13 protein-coding genes and 1 riboswitch are annotated in these 15,172 nt (G+C 52.2%); of the genes, 4 read left to right on the top strand and 9 right to left on the bottom strand.

From position 1 onward, the window contains the following. Positions 1-128 precede the first annotated feature (128 nt). Positions 129-312: riboswitch (cobalamin riboswitch) on the top strand. Between the two features lie 550 nt (positions 313-862). Further along, positions 863-2,293, bottom strand: a complete 1,431-nt coding sequence (locus CpATCC19410_RS09750; RefSeq protein WP_013241549.1) for a glyceraldehyde-3-phosphate dehydrogenase — start codon at positions 2,291-2,293, stop codon at positions 863-865. A 393-nt stretch (positions 2,294-2,686) separates the two neighbouring features. On the opposite strand from CpATCC19410_RS09750, the gene CpATCC19410_RS09745 reads away from it, so the two are divergent. Both CpATCC19410_RS09745 and pip read left to right on the top strand, forming a co-directional pair. Next, positions 2,687-3,340, top strand: coding sequence for a hypothetical protein (locus tag CpATCC19410_RS09745; RefSeq protein ID WP_013241550.1), 654 nt, complete (start codon positions 2,687-2,689; stop codon positions 3,338-3,340). Between the two features lie 79 nt (positions 3,341-3,419). Continuing rightward, entirely contained in the window at positions 3,420-4,439 is a 1,020-nt protein-coding gene (pip, locus tag CpATCC19410_RS09740; protein ID WP_013241551.1) for a prolyl aminopeptidase, read from the top strand. A 65-nt stretch (positions 4,440-4,504) separates the two neighbouring features. Here the strand turns inward: pip and CpATCC19410_RS09735 are convergent, their stop codons facing one another. The 3 genes from CpATCC19410_RS09735 to pth (CpATCC19410_RS09725) all read right to left on the bottom strand — a co-directional run bounded on the left by CpATCC19410_RS09735 (position 4,505) and on the right by pth (CpATCC19410_RS09725) (position 7,776). Then, positions 4,505-6,139 carry a peptide chain release factor 3 gene (locus CpATCC19410_RS09735; protein WP_014300580.1) on the bottom strand — a complete coding sequence of 545 codons (1,635 nt, stop codon included), beginning with the start codon at positions 6,137-6,139 and terminating at the stop codon, positions 4,505-4,507. A 115-nt stretch (positions 6,140-6,254) separates the two neighbouring features. Next, positions 6,255-7,109 (bottom strand): SDR family NAD(P)-dependent oxidoreductase, encoded by an 855-nt coding sequence (locus CpATCC19410_RS09730; protein ID WP_013241553.1) that lies wholly within the window; start codon positions 7,107-7,109, stop codon positions 6,255-6,257. A gap of 13 nt (positions 7,110-7,122) precedes the next feature. Further along, positions 7,123-7,776, bottom strand: a complete 654-nt coding sequence (gene pth, locus CpATCC19410_RS09725; protein WP_013241554.1) for an aminoacyl-tRNA hydrolase — start codon at positions 7,774-7,776, stop codon at positions 7,123-7,125. Positions 7,777-7,805: 29 nt separating this feature from the next. Between pth (CpATCC19410_RS09725) and CpATCC19410_RS09720 the strand changes: the two genes are divergently transcribed. Continuing rightward, entirely contained in the window at positions 7,806-8,855 is a 1,050-nt protein-coding gene (locus tag CpATCC19410_RS09720; RefSeq protein WP_014300581.1) for a nitronate monooxygenase, read from the top strand. Positions 8,856-8,886: 31 nt separating this feature from the next. Next, on the top strand, positions 8,887-9,066 hold the full coding sequence (locus CpATCC19410_RS11095) for a hypothetical protein (protein WP_013911127.1): 180 nt from the start codon (positions 8,887-8,889) through the stop codon (positions 9,064-9,066). Here the strand turns inward: CpATCC19410_RS11095 and pth (CpATCC19410_RS09710) are convergent. From pth (CpATCC19410_RS09710) to glmU, 5 genes are all read right to left on the bottom strand, one after another. Next, complete coding sequence (gene pth, locus CpATCC19410_RS09710; RefSeq protein ID WP_013241557.1) at positions 9,044-9,604, bottom strand: aminoacyl-tRNA hydrolase; 561 nt, start codon at positions 9,602-9,604, stop codon at positions 9,044-9,046. The genes CpATCC19410_RS11095 and pth (CpATCC19410_RS09710) overlap by 23 nt on opposite strands. 72 nt (positions 9,605-9,676) lie before the next feature. Next, entirely contained in the window at positions 9,677-10,294 is a 618-nt protein-coding gene (locus CpATCC19410_RS09705; protein WP_013241558.1) for a 50S ribosomal protein L25/general stress protein Ctc, read from the bottom strand. A gap of 264 nt (positions 10,295-10,558) precedes the next feature. Beyond that, positions 10,559-12,433, bottom strand: a complete 1,875-nt coding sequence (pulA, locus tag CpATCC19410_RS09700; RefSeq protein ID WP_014522164.1) for a type I pullulanase — start codon at positions 12,431-12,433, stop codon at positions 10,559-10,561. A gap of 95 nt (positions 12,434-12,528) precedes the next feature. Beyond that, the gene (locus tag CpATCC19410_RS09695) at positions 12,529-13,509 is read right to left on the bottom strand and encodes a ribose-phosphate diphosphokinase (protein WP_013241560.1); all 981 of its coding nucleotides are present in this window, start codon (positions 13,507-13,509) and stop codon (positions 12,529-12,531) included. 11 nt (positions 13,510-13,520) lie between these two features. Then, positions 13,521-14,984 (bottom strand): bifunctional UDP-N-acetylglucosamine diphosphorylase/glucosamine-1-phosphate N-acetyltransferase GlmU, encoded by a 1,464-nt coding sequence (glmU, locus tag CpATCC19410_RS09690; protein WP_013241561.1) that lies wholly within the window; start codon positions 14,982-14,984, stop codon positions 13,521-13,523. Positions 14,985-15,172: the final 188 nt, after the last annotated feature.

Raw genomic sequence — 15,172 nt, 5'->3', positions numbered from 1 at the left:
GCCCAGCGACAACACAGGTGCATAGAGCATCGGAAATAAAAGGCTAGAAGCGTGAACAAAAGTCCTATGAGTGTTGCTAGGTACTTTTAGGTGTAGTTTTCTAAGATTTTTCCACAATGGGTGCCCTTTGTTCCAAGCCTTGCTAAGGTGAGAACATAGCTGAAGTGATCGGGAATGCCGGTGAAAATCCGGCAGCGGACCCCGCCACTGTAACTGCACAAGAAAGCCTCGTGTTCTCACTGCACTAAGCGGGAAGGGAACAGAAACAACGGCAGCAGTAGCCAGGAGACCGGCTTCAGCACACGTAGATCAGGCTTGCGGGGATTCGAGCCCAGAGAGAAAGCAGTATGCAATGACGCGTTTTAGCATAGCGTTTGAAAGGTCGAGCCGAATGCGGTTCTTCCGTGAATATAGCTCTCCACGGCGATGCAAAAATTCGCCGACTTCTCCATAGAGCTTCCTGCCGTAACGAGTAGTTGGTTTTTAAGCTAGTCCCGGTATCGGGAATATAAAGACGGCGTTCACTCGCTTCTACGTCGCTGTAGTTTTATTTTTTGATAAAGGCGAAGGCCTTCCCTCTGCTGAGGTGTGAAAAGATGTCAGCTTTTCACATGTGGCACGATCTTGGCTAAGGGAATCTTGGGCACCGGTCTTCAACGATATCTACGGAAATAATGCTCTTTATAAGGCAAAACCACTGAGGGTATGTGTTCATGTCTCGCAGCAGCTCTCAGTTCTTGCGCAGCCGTGGCAGTCTGCGCAAGCTTTGCCTAAAAGAGGGGCGGGTGGCGCACCACATAATTAAAAAGCTAAAGGTGCGGCTCCGAGTGAGGAAGCCGCACCTTTAGCGCTTTTTGAAGACTTAGATTTGATGTGAAGGAATCCGTTCTGGGAGAACCTTGGGCCGTGCACCCGCCACGTGCTCAACAATGCGGATGACTTGGTTTGAATATCCGAACTCATTGTCGTACCAGACATAGAGCACAAGATGCTTCCCATTAGCAATAGTGGCAAGACCGTCGACGATACCCGCATGGGTGCTACCCACAAAGTCTGAGGATACGACTTCAGGGGAATTGATATAGGAAATTTGCTGACGCAGATCCGAATGCAGTGCGACTTTGTCCATGAGCTCGTTGACCTCTTCGCGCGAGACTTCCCTCTCTAAGGTGAGGTTGAGCACTGCCATGGATACATCGGGAGTGGGGACTCGGATGGAATTTCCGGTGAGCTTGCCCTCGAGCTCTGGGAGGGCTTTTGATACTGCCTTTGCAGCCCCTGTTTCTGTTAACACCATGTTGAGACCTGCAGCGCGTCCGCGGCGAGCTCCTTTATGGAAGTTATCGATCAGATTTTGATCGTTAGTAAAGGAATGCACGGTTTCTACGTGGCCGTTTTCGATGCCATAGTGATCGTTGATCACCTTGAGTGTAGGGGTGATGCCATTGGTGGTGCAGGAAGCAGCGGTGACAATCTGATCGGAATCAGAAATATCATCGTGATTGATGCCATAAACAACGTTCTTGAGGTCGCCTTTACCTGGAGCCGTGAGAATAACTCGCTTTACGCCTTTTGCGCTAAGGTGTTGGCTCAATCCTGCACGATCACGCCAGACTCCAGTGTTATCCACCACGATAGCGTTGTTGATGCCATAAGAGGTGTAGTCGATGGCAATGGGATCATTCGCGTAAATCATCTTGATTGCGGTGCCGTTAGCCCAGATGACTTCATTTTCCTCATCAACAGTGATGGTTCCATTGAATGCCCCGTGGACGGAGTCGCGCCGTAGGAGTGAGGCTCGCTTAATGATGTCCCCTTCGCCCTTTTTTCGAACCACAATAGCGCGGAGTCGGACCCCTCCATGAGCAGCTTCACGCGCAATAAGGATCCTGGCTAGGAGGCGGCCAATTCTGCCAAAGCCGTAGAGGACTACGTCCGTAGGCTCCTGTTCGGACTCGGTTCCGATGACTGAAGCGAGCTCGGAAGAAAGGAATTGCTCCAGATCGCCGCCCTGCTCGCGATAAAGGACTGCGAGGCGTCCTAGATCGATTGAGGCAGTTCCCAGGTTCAGCCGCGCCACTGCTTCCAGGATCGGGAGAGTGTCCGCGGGAGAAAGCTCTGTTTCTGTAGCTAGCCGGGAGTAGCGGTGCGCCTTGATGATGTCGATGTCGGTGACGTCGATAAGCAACCGGCCAAAGACGGAGACAACTACGTTGCTGTTGCGGTGTAGCTGCCCAATCAAGGGGAGCATCTTTTGTGCGGATTCCAGCTTATCGTTCCAGTCCTGTGCCATGGGAGGTAGAGGTCCTTAAATAGTGTCGAAGTATGAAATCGAGCGGCGACATTGAAATCAGTCGCGCACCCCCGCAATGTTAGTGAAAGAAGCGGGTGGGGCGGATATTTATTGTGAACTTTCCTGCTCTTGGCACACCTTAATGGGGGAAGATGGTCTCTTGTTTTGGAAGAACATGATTGGAAAATTAATGCTATTTAAGGGATGAATTGGGATAGTGCGTGACGCACGCTGCTTAGCCGGCCCCCGTAAAACATAATCTTTTCACGCTCGCAATCGCGCCACAGTTTTGTGAGGACGCGTTGCGCAAGTTTAGAGGGAATCCGTACACTCGTTAAGGCTGTGATCAATGATCCTGCTGTCAGTGTTTTTTAAGGCGAGGGAGTCTTCATCGTGTTGTACGCTGTGAGCTATGCTCTCATGGACTCCATTAATGTTTTACTTATCGGGGTCATTGTCGCGGTGGCTCTGCTGGTGCCTCGCGGGGGGCCCTACGGAAAAATAGTATCGTTATTAATCCTAGGAGACTGGCTAGGCGTTTTTCTGCTTTCAATCCCTACCTTGGCGCTATTCCACTCGATAGAAGACAAAGTCCGGGCCTTTATAGACTCACCCGTTTTCGGCATGATCTTAATAGTGACGGGAATAGCCGTAATCATTCTTACATGGCGTGGTGGAGACTCAGCGGGATTAGTGCAGCGTCTATTTGAGGCGCTGCGTACACCAAGTATTAAGACGGTGACTGTAGGTTTTACCTTGGGAGTGACGCAATCAATCACCTCGATTCCTTTTTTTACAGGCTTGGCCTATCTTGCCACCGGCGAGTACAGCAGAATGTTCAGTTACATTGCATTGTTCCTTTATGCTTCCCTTGCTCTGAGCCTTCCGTTTTTCTGCGCAGTAGGCGTGGGGTTTGTGCGTGCCTTTCCAGAAAGCCCTTTGGGTAGGGCATTCGAATGGGCCCGCTGTAATAGCAACCGCGTAGCTCTGTGGTCCGGTTATTTTGTAGCTATAGCTTTGATATTCATGGGGATTACACATCTATAGCAGGCGGTTTCGCCTCTGCGGTCGAACAGAAACCTCACATTCGTCTCTTCAGCGTGGTTTCACGGCTAGGCTGTGAAGGATGAAAACTCTTTATCCGGTCGCCGACCCGATCGCTCAATCGTATATTGAACGCGAAGGGCAGCGTATTGCTTATACAGAATATGGAAATCCGCAAGGTATCCCAGCAGTTTTTATCCATGGTGGGCCTGGCGGTGGAACAACAAAAGAGAACGCAGGATTTTTTGACCAGGATAAATACCGAGTCATCTTGATTGACCAGCGTGGTTGCGGAAAATCTACCCCGCATATTGCAGATCCGGACACTGATCTAGAATCTGCTTTGGCAGCGAACACCACGCCCAAACTAGTTGAAGACATAGAGGCGATACGCCAACAGCTCGGAATAGATAAATGGCTGGTTTTCGGTGGTTCGTGGGGATCTACCTTATCGCTCAAGTACACCCAAACACATCCAGACCGTGTGCTTGCCGTGGTGCTACGGGGAATTTTTATGCTGCGGAAGACTGAGTTGGACTGGTTTTACAATGGCGGTGCTGCTCATCTCTTCCCGGACAAGTGGGAACGGTATCTCTCCGTAATCCCAGAGGACAAAAAACCTGCCGCAGGCGACCTATCTGGGGCGACTCATCTTGACGGCGTGGACCTTATCGCTGAGTATCACAAGCTTCTCCATTCGCAGGACCGTGCTGTAGCGCTCGAAGCCGCTCGCGCATGGAGTGTCTGGGAGGGCTCGACATCTTTCCTAGAGATTCGAGATACCCACGACCATGAGGATGAGCGTTTTGCTTTGGCCTTTGCACGCATTGAGAACCATTACTTTATGCATCAGGGCTTTATGCGCGACGGAGAGTTGTTAGAACCTGCCAATATCGAACGTATCCGGAACATCCCTGCGGTGATTGTTCAGGGGCGTTACGACGTCGTCTGCCCACCCGTTACCGCGTGGAATCTCCACCGGGCGTGGCCGGAGGCTGAATTCCATTTCTCACCGACTTCTGGCCATGCTGCTAGTGAAAAAGAAAATGTTGCGGCACTTGTCGCCGCAACGGATCGTTTTGCAGAAGAACTATCCAAATAAAACGAATAAAGAAAGCCGCAGTTACTGTGAAAACTGCGGCTTTCTCTATTTATCGTGAGCGTACCTTAGTCTGCAACCATGGGGAGTAGTTCGAACTCGGGATGCTCCTTTTCTATGAAAGCAAGCTTCCATTTATCTCCAAAGAGGGCCACAAGCTCGCCGTCGGTACGTTGGAACACCTCCACACCGCGCTGTTTGGACAGCTCCGTTGCGGTTTCTGGCGTGGTACGACGAGCCACAGAATAAGGGATCGGATCTGAGACGGTCTCCACGTTGTACTCGTTTTCCATGCGGGCCATCATGACTTCAAACTGCATAGGGCCAACTGCAGCCATGACAGGGGCTGCATCACCACGGGCATCATTCTTAAGAATTTGGACAACGCCTTCAGCGGCAAGCTGATCCAACCCTTTGCGGAACTGCTTGTATTTTCCTAGAGACTTGGCCCTGAGGATGCGGAAATGCTCTGGAGCGAATTGCGGCATCGGTGGGTATTGGACTTTTCTTCCCTCAAAGATGGTGTCGCCGGGAGCCAAAGCGCCAGCATTTACTAAACCAACGATGTCGCCTGGATAGGCGGTTTCCACTGTGGACCGGGTTCGGCCGAAAACTGTTAGCGCGTATTTTGTGGAAAAACTACGTCCCGATTGTGCATGGGTTACCTGCATACCGCGATCAAACTCACCGGATACGATGCGCATAAAAGCTAGGGAATCGCGGTGGTTTTTATCCATGCCAGCCTGGACCTTGAAAACTACGCCGGAGAAGTCATCAGTAACGTCCCGTGACTCATCGATCGCCGTCGTGGCCTCGGATACGGCTTTAGTATCGGATGCTCGGCCGCTAGGAGAGGGAGCGAGGCTGCACAGGGTATCTAAAATTTGATGGACACCAAAGTTCAGCATTGCAGAAGCAAAAATCAGTGGTGATGTAGTGCAATCAAGGAAGAGATCTTGGTCATGTATGGCCCCGTCTGCGGCAAGGAGCTCAGCTTCTTCCACCGCAGTTTCCCATGTGGTCTCTTCGCGTTGCTCCGCCTCTTCTGGAGAATAATGTTCTTCGGGAGCAATGGTAGAGCCGCCGGCAGTGCGTAGGAAGTGGATATATTCTGTGGCTTCGCCGTCTGCGTTGATACGCGCAAGCCCACGGAAGTCCCCGGCGTCTCCTACTGGCCAGAAGAGCGGAGTGGGCTGGAGACCGATTTCGTTGACTATCTCGTCGACAAGCTCTAGTGGCGTACGGCCTGGGCGGTCCCACTTGTTAACCACAGTAACAATGGGGAGGCCGCGGGCTTTACACACTCGGAAGAGCTTGAGGGTTTGAGGTTCAAGACCTTTGGCGGCGTCGATAAGCATTACTGCGGCATCGACGGCGGTGAGAACTCGATATGTATCCTCGGAAAAGTCTGCGTGACCGGGAGTATCCACCAGATTGATCACAAATGGCTCGCCTGTGTGCCCCTCGGGAGCGTACTCAAACTGTAACGCCGAGGAAGCAATAGAGATACCGCGGTCTTTTTCCATGTCCATCCAGTCGGAGACAGTCGCTTTCCTACCGGCTTTGCCATGTACCGCGCCAGCCTCTGCAATGACGTGCGCATGCAGTGCGAGGGCCTCCGTCAGCGTGGACTTACCTGCGTCTGGGTGGGCGATGACTGCAAAAGTTCGGCGACGTGATGCTTCGCTGGAAAGAGTACTCATGATTGATAAGGATAATCGTCTTGACTCAATGTCCCGAATTTGCCGACCCCTCCTACTCACGGAAGGCAAGCTACTCATGGAAACCAGAGCTGAGGGGGCGGGTTCGATTAGGGCATCAACTATTGGCTATGGGCTGGCCAAAGTGTATGCCAAGCATGGATTCCGTACGCGTGAAAAGGGTATCCGCTGCTCTTTGAGAACGCGCTAATGGGTTGACTAAGCCAGGACGAAGCTTATCGCTGTAGTAGACACCCGATTGCCACGTGATGGTGGGAGTGCCGTCGATAAAGTAGGCCAGATTTTTCCCGCCCTGTTCTGCGGAAATGCTCAATTTGCTGGCCAAGGGATTCTTGTAGAAGCGACTGAGAAAGCCATGTGAATCTTGCGCAAAGTTGGTCAATACTACGCCTGGGTGGAAGGCAACTGTGCTGATTCCGCGGTGGTGGAATTTATGATGCAACGACCGCGCGAAGAGCAGGTCTGCAAGCTTGCTGGTTCCGTAGGCACGATTTGTTTTGTAGTCTTTGAGCCCCATGAGGTCATCAAAATCCAGGCGACCAAAGAGCACATTGGCCAGACTAGAGGTCATAACAACGCGCGCCTTCGACTTCTCAAGGAGAGGGAACAGCTCGTGCGTGAGCAGAAAAGGCGCGAGATAGTTGATCTGGAATGTTTGCTCAAAACCGTCTTCAGTAACGATGGGACCATCAAAGATACCGCCGGCATTATTGGCAAGCACATCGATGCGATCGCAGGCGGCTAAGAGCTCATGAGCTAGTCGACGCACATCGGCAAGCGAAGAATAATCTGCACAGAAAAAATCAGCTCCGACTGATTCCGCTATAGCTGCTGTTTTCTGCGGATTCCTTCCTACTAACACCAATCTATCTTCTGGGTGTTGTGCAGCTAATAGCCTCGCAGCGGCGGCACCGATTCCATCACTTGCACCGGTAATTACGATTGTTCGCATGGTCCTAGCTTAGCTATGCGGAATGAATTGTGTTTTGTGCTCTTGCGATTCCTTCAGTAACAATCAGGCGGACCGCTTCCGTAGATCTCGAGATCATGCTGTCAAGCGCTTCATCGTGCTCAATATCGCCGAGCACATAATCTGGCACAGACATCCCTTGCGGAGGCCGAGAAATACCCATGCGTATCCGCAGGTAATCGCGGGTATTGAGCAAGGCACTGCTGGATTTCAATCCATTGTGCCCGTTTTCATTTCCTCCTTTTTTAATGCGAACAGTGCCGTGGGGAAGGTCTAGTTCATCGTGCAGGATAATGATGTGATCGGCTGCAATGCCATATTCTTCTGCGATGGGAGCGATGGCTTCTCCTGAGTTGTTCATGTAGGTCGTGGAGCGCAGTACTGCTACCTCGTGTTGGTTAATCCTAAGACGTGCCTCTCTAACAGGCAGGCCTCGCCGCTGGATGAGCGGAACATCGCCTAATAACGCATCCACAGCCATGTATCCCACGTTGTGTCGATTTCTGGCATATTTGTTGTCCGGGTTGCCAAGTCCGATCACGATCCATTCAGGGGTCGGGCGATCAGTAGCTGCGTTTATGTCCGCATGCGGCTGAACGGTTGATCTCTTGGGTGCGAAGATGCGCTGAAAAAATTCTCTAAACGTCATGCTTTTTGTCTTTCCACTAGCATGCGACTATGACGTCGCGGATTCTGGAAAAGCTTAGTCGCCCTATCGTCGGTGCTCCAATGGCCGGAGGTCCGTCGACGCCGGCGCTCGCTGCAGCTATTTCCAAGAGCGGGGGATTGGGGTTTTTGGCTTCAGGAAACAAAGACGTCGCACTACTTGAGCAAGACATACGAGAGTGCGCTCAATTATTACGGGGAGAACCCTATGGAGTTAATTTTTTCTATCCGCAGTTACATCGCACCGATCCTGATGCGGTGAAACTTCTCCACCGACTCTTGGCAAAAGAATATGCTAAAGCCGGAGTACCTCAACCAGCTATACCTGTGGTTGATTACTCGAATGATTTTCTTGCAAAACAAGACGTAGTTTTCGCCGCATGTAAAGAAGGCTACGGGCCTAAAGTGGTATCCAGCTCCTTTGGGTGTTTTACTGCGGAAGAAATACGAAAAATTCATAGCGTAGGGGCGGAGGCATGGGCATCGGTAACTAGCCTGGAAGAAACCGAAGTCGCATTGTCTCGTGGTGTGGATGCTCTTATTGCGCAAGGACATGAGGCAGGAGGCCATAGGCTCACGTGGGATGTTTGTGAAACCCCGACTCCCTTCTCCACTGCAGAATTATGTTCTATGATCCATGCACGTCACCCAGACGCCGTACTTATCGCAGCCGGTGGGATCAGAACCGCCAGGGATGTGAAAGTCGCTTTGTCCGTGGGAGCGTGCGCAGTGAGCTGTGGTTCTGCCTTTCTTCTTTCCCATGAAGCAGGGACCAGCGAAGCAAATAGAGCGATGATTGCTGCAGGCGGGAAAACACTGAGCAGTAGAGCTTTCTCTGGACGGATAGCGCGCGGGATAGCAACGACGTTTTCTCTTTCCCACCCTGACTTGCCTTGTTCCTATCCAGAGTTCAGCGCGATGGTGTCTCCGCTACGGAAGATAAGGGGGTATGAGTATTGCCTTGTAGGCGAGCGCATCGAGCTTATCCGTCCGGGATCAGCCCGAGAAATACTGGATTATCTAGAAGGCAAGCATGTTTTTCCTACCGCGCCGTGTGTTTAGGAAAGGGTTAGCTCTTATATAGTGGTCGATTATGGGCATGGACAAAATTAGAAAAGCCGCGCGTAAAGGCAAGCACAAGAAAAAGTGTTGTCGGGACAACCCGCGCTGTAAAACCTGCGCCGTGGTGCTCAAAAGACTAGATAAGCAGGGTGCCTTTGAGCTAGACGACGCCGCCCTGGCTAAAGCGCTTAAAAAAGCCCGCCGCTGGTGATAATCCGCTCGACCTCGTCCGCTGCGTCGGCACAGGCAATAGGAATTTCTAACAGTTCTTTCTTGCTAAAAGGCTTGAGAACAAAAGTTTTGGGTTCCATGCGTCCAGGCGGACGGCCGATGCCTATTCCTACTCGGAAGTAATCCTTTGTTCCCAGCGACTGGGTAACTGATCGCAAACCATTATGTCCATGGTCGCCGCCCCCAATTTTTGCTTTAACCTCGCTGAAGTTGAGCTCGAGGTCGTCGAAAAGCACGATCACTCGGGATGGGGGAATGTTGAAAAAATTTGCGATTGAACGCACCGGACCGCCGGAGAGATTCATAAAGCAGCGTGGAGTAGCAAGGATAACTTTTGTGTTACCGATCCTGGTTTCTGCCGCCATCATGTTGGTTTTTTTATGCGCGCTGAGCCTTGCGGGCATGGGAGAGGCGCGGGTGAGTAGCTCGTCGATTGCCATATAACCCACGTTGTGGCGGGTTGTTGCGTACTGTGGGCCGGGGTTTCCGAGGCCGACGATGAGAAAAGGCGAAGTCACAGCTTCCTATTGTGGCAGCAAAAAAACCAGCCCACAAAAATATGAGCTGGCTTTGTGCGCAAGTAAAAAGTTTTACTCTTCGCCCTCAGCTTCTGCAGACTCAGCAGCCTCGCCCTCAGCGGACTCCTCAGGCTCTTCTGCAACCTCTTCGAAGGAAACGGTAGCAATGACGAACTCAGGGTCAGCAACCAAAGTGGTGTTTGCTGGGAGGGAAAGATCGCCAGCGAGGACCTTTGCGTCAACCTCGAGGCCCTCAACGGAGAATGCGATCTCTTCAGGGATGGAGAGAACGTCTGCCTCAACGAGAACGGTGTCAGCATCCTGGATCAGGGTGGTGCCTGGTGCGGTCTCGCCCTGGAGTGCAACAGGAACCTCAACCTCAACCTTCTCGCCACGCTTGATGGCTAGGAGGTCGACGTGATCGGCGTTCAGAGTCAGAACGTTCTGATCAACGTGCTTGACCATGGTGAGGTGCTTCTCGCCCTCGATGTCAAGGTCGAGAACAGCGTTGGAGCCGTGTGCGCGGAGAAGCGCGTGCAGCTCGAGGATGTCCACGGAGAAGTGGATTGGGGATTCAATGTCAGCGCCGTAGATAACGCCAGGAACCTGACCAGCAGCGCGTAGACGGCGAGCAAAGCCCTTGCCAAACTCGGTGCGCGGCTGAGCTGAGATGGTTGGGTAGGTAGCCATGAAATTCTCCTTGAATGTTTACTAAGGTGAAAACTTCGGCCGCACCAAAAGAAAATGGCCTGCGGCCGACTCGAATGTCTTGGTCGAGTCTTCGCAGGCTTAAATAAGCTTTAAAAACAATCGCGTCGATAACGGCTCCCAAAGGAGCCCTCGCCGAGACTTAGCTACGGTACCACCTAGGATGCCGTGGAATCAAGCTGAAAAAACACGTGATTAGCACGGCTAGAGCGACGCCTAGGAGATGAGGTAGAAGCTAAACACTGCCTAGTTCATGATTCGCCAGATGCTCACGCTCAAAGGAGCAACGCTGAGTTTGCCCTCGCTTATCACAGTAGGAGGGTTTTCTCGGACATAATGATGCTGAGCAAAAATTTCTTCGTAGCTACCAGGATCCACGGGGGCATGGAATTCTGTGGTCGCAAAGTTGATGGCAACTAGGAAAGAGTTTTCGGTGGGATTGGATGATTCCACTGTGTACACCAGCTGACGAGGTGTAATAACCGTAGCCACGGTAGTGTGCTGGATCTCTTCGAAAGAGTTGCGCCGCATAAACCCGTGGTCATTACGCATAGCTATGAGATCACGGAAAAGATCGACGGAATCGTGCAGACGCCCCGCGCGGTCATAATCAAACTGGTTGATGTGGTCCGGGGACGCATAGGAGTTTTCGTCGCCGCACTTGGTACGGGCAAACTCCTGTCCTGCGTGGATAAACACGATGCCCGCAGAAAGAAACTGCACTTCCATGGCTAATTGGCACCGTTGGATCAATTCGGTTTCTTCTGCCTCAGGTAAAGCGATGCCGAGGCGGTCAAAGAGCGTGTGATTATCGTGGGCCTCAACGTACACAACAGATTGCTCTGGTGCGGTAAAAGAGATTCCGGGTAAGTGCTGGCCACCTTTGATGTTATTAAAGAGCGTCCACATGAGTTGCGGATCATGGGATCCGCTCAGAAGACCGGGGCGTTCTTCTCCAAAAGTACTGCCTTTGAGGGTATCGCGGAGAGACTCATTAAAATGCGCAATTCTCGGCATAAGCTTTGCGTTACCCTGGTGCGCCGGAAGAATCTCATCGGGATGATTCCCCATGGGCCAGCCTTCTCCCAGAATAAGGATAGAAGGATCAATGCTATCTAGGCGCTCGCGTACCAGATTCATGGTTTCTACATCGTGAATTCCCATAAGGTCAAAGCGGAAACCATCGAGGGCGAATTCCTTGGCCCAATATTCCACAGAATCAAGGAGAAACTTCTGCATCATCGGCTCTTCGGATGCGGTCTCGTTACCGCAGAACGTGCCGTCGTAGAAGGTCCCCTCCGGAGTCATCCGAAAATATCGACCGGGCGCCGTGCGCTCCAGAGGTGAAGACGTCGTAGAATAGACGTGGTTGTATACAACGTCCATAATCACGCGTAGTCCAGCCGTGTGAAGAGCGTCGATAGTGCGTTTTAGCTCAGTAATTCTGCAGGTAGGGGCTGTAGGGTCGGTGGAGTACGATCCTTCTGGAACATTGTAATTTAGTGGATCGTAGCCCCAGTTGTACTGAGCATCAAAACTAAGATTGCCAGTTTCATCGATCGATTCGAAGTCAAAAATTGGCAGCAGCTGCACGTGAGTTACTCCAAGGGAACGGAGATAATCAAGGCCACTACGGTTACCCAACGCAGTGCGCGTGCCCGGTTCTGCGAGTCCTAAAAATTTTCCTTTGTGCGTAATTCCGTTATTAGGACTGATAGTGAGATCGCGGATATGCGCCTCATAGATGACTGCATCCAACGGGGAGCTAAAAGCCGGCATCCGTTGTAGAGGAGTTCCCGGGGCAACCACAACACTTTGAGTGCCGTTTGCTGTGACGGCCCGTGCATAGGGATCAACAGATTCGACGACCTTACCCTGATCGAACTCGAGGCGATACATGTAGACCGCGTTCTCGCAGTCTTCCGGGACGGTAGTCTCCCATGCTCCTTTGCCTATCGACGCCATCCTTATGCGCTGACTAGATGATTCTTGATTAAGAATCAGATCTACCTTGTGAGCTGAGGGAGCCCAGACTCGGAAGGTTGTGGCATGTGAGGTATAGAGGGCGCCAAGTTGTCCCTCGTATGTATCAGAGGCTGGGGAGGAGGGGGAATCGTGCATGAGGGAATCCAACGAAAAATCAGGAGAGAAAGTGGACGGGGAGGGCATGGCTAAGGCCCGGTACACGAGGCCGAGTACCGGGCCTTGACTGAATTCTAGGCTTCGCCCTCAAAGAGGGTGGTTACAGAGCCGTTTTCAAAGATCTCATGGATTGTCTTTGCTAATAATGGGGCAATGGACAAGACCGTGAGGTTATCCCAGCCCTCATCGGACTGAGGAAGCGTGTCGGTGGTGATCACTTCTTTTGCTCCGCACTGGGAGAGGCGCTCGCGAGCGGGCCCAGAGAAGACACCGTGGGTACAAGCAATGATCACGTCTTCAGCGCCGGCGTCACGGAGGACCCCAACCGCACCGGCAATGGTTCCGCCGGTATCGATCATGTCATCGAGCAAGATCGCGGTCTTACCTTTGACATCGCCAACCACGCGATTAGCCACGACTTGGTTGGCCACATCTACGGAACGGGTTTTGTGAACAAAGGCTAGGGGAGCGTCGCCAAGCGTATTAGCCCATTTTTCTGCGACTTTCACGCGGCCTGCATCAGGGGAAACAACCACGACATTTTCTAGGTTGTACTTGCCCTTGATGTAGTCGGTCAGAATAGGCATGGCGTGCATGTGGTCGACAGGACCGTCAAAGAAGCCTTGGATCTGATCAGTGTGGAGATCAACTGAAACAATGCGGTCAGCGCCAGCCGTGTGTAATAGATCTGCTACTAGACGGGCGGAAATCGGCTCACGGCCGCGATGCTTTTTATCCTGACGAGCATAAGGATAGAAGGGGAGAATCGCGGTGATACGTTTTGCAGAGCCACGCTTGAGTGCATCAATCATAATGAGCTGTTCCATGAGCCACTTGTTGAGCGGCTGTGCATGAGACTGCAAGACAAAGGCATCGCATCCGCGGACGGACTCTTCAAAGCGGACGAAGATCTCGCCATTAGCAAAGTCGCGGGCTGTTGTTGGGGTTGTGCTGATACCTAGTTCATTAGCAACGGCGTCGGCAAGAGCCGGGTGGGCGCGACCAGTGAATAGCATCAAATTCTTCTGGTTCGCGGTCCAGTTGTGCGAAGTCATGGGGTTTTCGCTTAACCTTCCTTGGATTGGTGATCAGATGCCTTACGGGCGGCTTCAGCTGCGGGAGTTCCTGGGCGCCTCTTCTCCACCCATCCCTCAATGTTGCGCTGCTTGCCTCCGGAGACAGCAAGAGCTCCCGGAGGAACGTCTTCCCTGATTACTGTACCTGCTCCAGAGTACGCGCCATCACCGACCGTCACTGGAGCGATAAACATAGTGTCGGAACCCGTTCTGACGTGGGAACCTATGGTTGTGTGATGTTTTTCTACTCCGTCATAGTTTACAAATACGCTTGATGCTCCAATGTTGGAATATTCGCCTACTGTGGCGTCACCGATATAGGACAAATGAGGCACCTTAGATCCACGGCCAATCTGGGCGTTCTTGGCCTCCACAAATCCGCCTAATTTGCCTTCTTCGCCAACGATAGTCCCTGGTCTGATATAGGTGAATGGGCCAACAGAAGCGCGCGCTTTAATCTCTGAATCCATAGCGTGAGTTCGTATAACGCGGGCGCCTTCTCCTACCGTCATGTTGATAAGAGTGCTATCCGGCCCTACTTCCGCATTATCAGCGATTGTTGTGGCACCACGCAGCTGGGTACCCGGGTAGATAGTGACGTCTTTGCCCACGGTAACGTCGACATCGATCCAGGTGGTGGCAGGATCAATAACGGTAGCTCCGCCACGCATTGCTGCTTCTACAGTACGGACGTTGAGCTTCTTAGCGGCCTCTGCCAACTGCACTCGGTCATTAACTCCGCCAAGCTCATGAGGATCTGCAACTGGGTAAGCCCGAACCGTGTGTCCTTCGCTTCTTGCGATGGCGAGAACATCGGTCAAATATAGTTCGCCTTGTGCGTTATCTGTGTCCAGCTGCGTCAAGCTATGCGCGAGGATACGTGCGTCGAATGCAAAAACGCCTGAGTTGACCTCCTGAATAGCAAGCGTCTTACTATCAGCATCTTTTTGTTCGACTATGGCTGCGACAGAATGCGATTCATCGCGAACAATGCGTCCATAGCCAGTGGGGTCATTCAATCGCATCGTGAGAACGGTAACCGCGGTAGGTGCTTCACGGTGGAATTCTGCTAGTTCAGAAAGAGTCTCTGGGCGCAGCAGGGGGACATCAGCATTGGTAACCAAAATGGTGCCCGAAAAATCTTTGAGCTGGTCCAAGGCGCACTGTACAGCATGCCCAGTACCCTTTTGCTCTTCCTGGACCGCGATGCAGATCTCTCGGTCTAGTTCCGATGCAACATTTTCTACCGCAGGAGCAACTTGGTCCCTTCCGTGACCAACTACGGCGACTATGCGTTCAGGGGAAACCCCCGCCGCTGCATGCAAGGAGTGGGAAAGCAATGATCGTCCGCCGATCGAATGCAGAGTTTTCTGCAGCTCAGATTTCATTCGGGTGCCGGCCCCAGCCGCTAAGACGACTACCGCTACCGCCTCGGTAGGTGTAGGTGTGCTCACAGGTGCACGCTCTCCTTGATCGATCGCATTGAGTATTTACGTGTAAAGAGTCTACTTGCTTAGCTCTTCCGCACAACGTTTTCACTACTAGCGGATACGCAACAAAGAAGTGGTTTCTAGCAGGAAAAGAGTAAGAAACCGCCTCGAAGCCTACGTGGAAGGCCAGCTAGTGTTTCTGTGCGATGGTG

It is taken from the genome of Corynebacterium pseudotuberculosis (assembly GCF_002155265.1).
GTDB lineage: Bacteria > Actinomycetota > Actinomycetes > Mycobacteriales > Mycobacteriaceae > Corynebacterium > Corynebacterium pseudotuberculosis.
The sequence above is the reverse complement of the archived record's forward strand: the minus strand, read 5'-3'. Positions and strand labels throughout refer to the sequence as shown.

Excerpts from the sequence above, each read along its gene's own strand:
- CpATCC19410_RS09750 (WP_013241549.1), bottom strand. The coding sequence starts at position 2,293 with ATGGCACAGGACTGGAACGATAAGCTGGAATCCGCACAAAAGATGCTC.
- pip (WP_013241551.1), top strand. The coding sequence starts at position 3,420 with ATGAAAACTCTTTATCCGGTCGCCGACCCGATCGCTCAATCGTATATT.
- CpATCC19410_RS09735 (WP_014300580.1), bottom strand. The coding sequence starts at position 6,139 with ATGAGTACTCTTTCCAGCGAAGCATCACGTCGCCGAACTTTTGCAGTC.
- CpATCC19410_RS09730 (WP_013241553.1), bottom strand. The coding sequence starts at position 7,109 with ATGCGAACAATCGTAATTACCGGTGCAAGTGATGGAATCGGTGCCGCC.
- pth (WP_013241554.1), bottom strand. The coding sequence starts at position 7,776 with ATGACGTTTAGAGAATTTTTTCAGCGCATCTTCGCACCCAAGAGATCA.
- CpATCC19410_RS09720 (WP_014300581.1), top strand. The coding sequence starts at position 7,806 with ATGACGTCGCGGATTCTGGAAAAGCTTAGTCGCCCTATCGTCGGTGCT.
- CpATCC19410_RS11095 (WP_013911127.1), top strand. The coding sequence starts at position 8,887 with ATGGGCATGGACAAAATTAGAAAAGCCGCGCGTAAAGGCAAGCACAAG.
- CpATCC19410_RS09705 (WP_013241558.1), bottom strand. The coding sequence starts at position 10,294 with ATGGCTACCTACCCAACCATCTCAGCTCAGCCGCGCACCGAGTTTGGC.
- pulA (WP_014522164.1), bottom strand. The coding sequence starts at position 12,433 with ATGCACGATTCCCCCTCCTCCCCAGCCTCTGATACATACGAGGGACAA.
- CpATCC19410_RS09695 (WP_013241560.1), bottom strand. The coding sequence starts at position 13,509 with ATGACTTCGCACAACTGGACCGCGAACCAGAAGAATTTGATGCTATTC.